General features: G+C 70.6%; 2 protein-coding genes and 2 pseudogenes. 3 read left to right on the top strand and 1 reads right to left on the bottom strand.

Features of this window, described 5'->3' with window-relative positions; all coding sequences use genetic code 11:
- Positions 1–530 (bottom strand): annotated as a pseudogene (locus AC1DOC_RS25835) (AAA family ATPase); the annotation flags it as partial.
- Between the two features lie 170 nt (positions 531–700).
- Between AC1DOC_RS25835 and AC1DOC_RS25830 the strand changes: the two are divergent.
- From AC1DOC_RS25830 to AC1DOC_RS25820, 3 genes and pseudogenes are all read left to right on the top strand, one after another.
- Positions 701–1,423: a CerR family C-terminal domain-containing protein gene (locus AC1DOC_RS25830; RefSeq protein WP_012747523.1), complete on the top strand. Its 723-nt coding sequence runs from the start codon at positions 701–703 to the stop codon at positions 1,421–1,423.
- A complete protein-coding gene (locus tag AC1DOC_RS25825; protein ID WP_012747522.1) occupies positions 1,420–2,916 on the top strand; it encodes an efflux transporter outer membrane subunit in 1,497 nt (498 codons plus the stop codon). Before AC1DOC_RS25830 ends, AC1DOC_RS25825 begins: the two co-directional genes overlap by 4 nt.
- Positions 2,913–3,243, top strand: a pseudogene (locus tag AC1DOC_RS25820) (efflux RND transporter periplasmic adaptor subunit); the annotation flags it as partial. The gene AC1DOC_RS25825 and the pseudogene AC1DOC_RS25820, both read left to right, overlap by 4 nt.

Raw genomic sequence — 3,243 nt, 5'->3', positions numbered from 1 at the left:
GCCGCGTGCTGGTAGAGCGGGTTGTTGCGCTGGGTGGCGAGCTCGCGCCGCGCGTCGTCGAGGTCGCGCTGCAGCAGCGCGAACTTGCTGATGAGCGGCTGCAGCGTGGTCTCGGGCTGGTCGAACAGCACGATGCCGATRGCGCCGATGACTTCGCCCGCCTGCCCCGCGCGCCCATCGCTCTCGGCGCGCAGCGGAATGCGGCTGACCACGAAGGTGCCCGCCTTGTTGTCGAGCAGGTCGACCAGGATCGGCTCGCCGGTCTCGAGCACGCGCCGCATCTGCGTGTTGGGAATGACGTCCTCGACCATGTGGCCCAGGAACTGGTCGATCGACGAAAAACCCAGCGCCGGCAGGAAGCGGCGATAGCCTTCGYTGACCCACACGATGCGCCCGCTGCGGTCCACCAGGAACATGCCCTGGCTGATGCTCGAGAACAGATGGAACATCGAGCGCGCGGCCAGCGCAAGAATGCTTTCGGCATCCAGAGGCAGGGCGGGCGACGCGGCGGCGGGCGGAACGGCGGACATGGGCGGATCGTAGCGCGCCTCATTCGGCCGCTCGCCGGGGCCGCTTGCGGCGGCATCGATGCGGCCGGCGGAAATGCGTCAAAAGCACATTCGCCGCCCATGCGAAGAAAGCCCTCATCCCGCCATAAGTAAATCAAACGTTTGATTTGCTGCATGGTCTAATCGCCGGCATGAGCGCCTCCGCCCTGCAAGCACTTTCCGCCCGCGCACCGCGCAGCGACGGCGTCGAAGCACGCCAGCGCCTGCTCTACGCCGCCCTCGCGCTGTTCGCCGCCAACGGCTTCGCCAAGACCTCGACCCGCGAGATCGCGCGCGCCGCGGGCGTGAACATCTCGGCCATCAGCTACTACTTCGGCGACAAGGCCGGGCTGTATGCCGCCACCTTCGGCGAGCCGATGGGCGGCAATGCGGGCGATTTCATCTCGCTCTATGCCGCGCCCGAGCTGCCGCTGGAAGAGGCGCTGCAGATCTTCTTCACGCGCATGATCGAGCCGCTCAAGCAGGGAGAGATCGTGCGCCAGTGCATCCAGCTGCACCTGCGCGAAATGCTCGAGCCGACCAGCCAGTGGGCCGAGGAGATGGAGCGCGACATCAAGGGTCCGCACAATGCCATTGCGCGCATCCTGTGCCGGCGCCTGGGCCTCGCGCGGCCCGACGACGACGTGCACCGCCTGAGCTTTGCCATCACGGGCCTGGCGATGCAGCTTTTCGTGAGCCAGGACCTCGTCGAGGCGATACGCCCCTCGCTGCTGAACACGCCGCGCAGCGTGGACACCTGGGCGCAGCGCCTCACGGGCTATGCCGTTGCACTGGTCGAGGCCGAAGCCCTGCGCCGCCAAACCGCCGCCAAGCCCGCGGCCGCGCCCGCCCGTTCCGGGAGAAAGAAGACATGAGACGACTCCGATCGATTGCCGCCCTTGGCCTGGCGCTGGGCCTGGGTCTCGGCCTTGCGGGCTGCGGCCTGACGCGTCCGCCGGCTGCGGTCGAGGCGCCCTTCCCGGCCCAATGGCATGCACCGCTGCCGCACGGCGGTTCGCTGGCCTCGTTGGCCGACTGGTGGCGCCAGCTGGACGATCCGCTGCTGGTCGAGCTGATTGCCGCGGCCGAGGCCGCAAGCCCCAACCTCGCCAGCGCCGCGGCGCGCGTGGCCGAGGCGCGCTCCACGCGCGTGCAGGCCGGCGCGGCGCTGCTGCCCAACCTGGACGCTACGGCATCAGCCAGCCGCGGCGTCTCGGGCTCCTCCTTCGGCTCGGGGGGCGCGGCTTCCTCGTCCAGCAGCAGCACGGCTGCCATCGCGCCACTCACCACGCTGCAGGCCGGCCTGCAGTCCAAATGGGAAATCGACCTGTTCGGCCGCCTGCGTGCCGACCGCGATTCGGCCGAGCAGAAGCTGAGCAGCGCCACCGCCAAGTGGCACGAGGCCCGCGTGGCCGTCGCGGCCGAAACGGCCAACGCCTACTTCGCCGAACGCGCCTGCCAGCAGCAGCTGCGCGTGTCCGAGTCCGACGCCAAGTCGCGCGGCGAAACCGCACGCCTCACCGACCTGTCGGCGCGCGCCGGCTTCACCGCGCCGGCCGATGCCGCGCTCGCACGCGCCAGCGCCTCGGACGCCTCGGGCCGCCTGACCCAGCAGCGCGCGGTGTGCGCGGTGCAGCGCAAGGCGCTGGTGGCGCTCAGCGGCATCGACGAACCCACGCTTGAACGCAAGCTCGCCGCCTCGCCCGCGCAGCGCACGCTGCCCGCGGTTGGCAGCATCGCCAGCGTGCCGGCCGAGGCGATCTCGCAGCGGCCCGACGTGTACGCAGCCGAACTCGGCGTGGCGTCGGCCAGCGCCGACGTGGGCTCCGCCGAGGCCGAGCGCTATCCCAGGCTCAGCATCTCGGGCTCGATCGGCCGCATGCAGATCCGCACCAGCGGCTTCCGCGAGTCGCTCGACACCTGGACCATCGGACCGGTCTCACTCACCGTGCCGCTGCTCGACGGCGGTGCCCGTGCGGCCAACAGCGACGCGGCCAAGGCACGCTACACCGAGGCCGTGTCGCTCTACCGCGCGAACGTGCGGCAGGCGGTGCGCGAGGTGGAGGAAGCGCTGGTCAACCTCGAGGCCACCGATGCGCGCGCAGCCGATGCCGATGCTGCGGTGAAGAACTACCAGGCCTCGTTCGACGCCACCCAGGCGCGCTACCAGAGCGGCCTGGCCAGCCTGTTCGAGCTCGAGGATTCACGCCGCACGCTCTTTGCCGCGCAGACCGCGCGCGTCTCGCTGCAGCGCGAGCGCACCGAAGCCTGGGTGGCGCTGTACCGCTCCATGGGCGGCGGCTGGACCCGCCCCGAATCGCCCTCAATGACTTCCAACCCGGCCGCCAAGGTCGCGACGTCGCCATGAAAAGAATCAAACGCTCCACCCTTGCCATCGCGCTGCTGGCGCTGGTCGTCATCGTCGCCGCGGCCGTGTGGCTGACCCGCAAGCCCGCGAACGAAGCCGGCACGCCGGCCGCCGCCAAGGGCAAGGCCGCCACGCCCGCCTCCCGGCCGACGCTGACCGTGATCGTGGCCAAACCCGAAGCCACCGAGCTGACGCTCACGCTCGCGGCCAACGGCAACGTGGCGGCCTGGCAGGAGGCCAGCGTGGGCTCCGAGTCCAGCGGCCTCCGGCTTGCCGAGGTGCGCGTGAACGTGGGCGACGTGGTGAAGAAGGGCCAGCTGCTGGCCG

The sequence above is a fragment of the Variovorax sp. 01T439_2 genome (assembly GCF_056398445.1).
The sequence above is the reverse complement of the archived record's forward strand: the minus strand, read 5'-3'. Positions and strand labels throughout refer to the sequence as shown.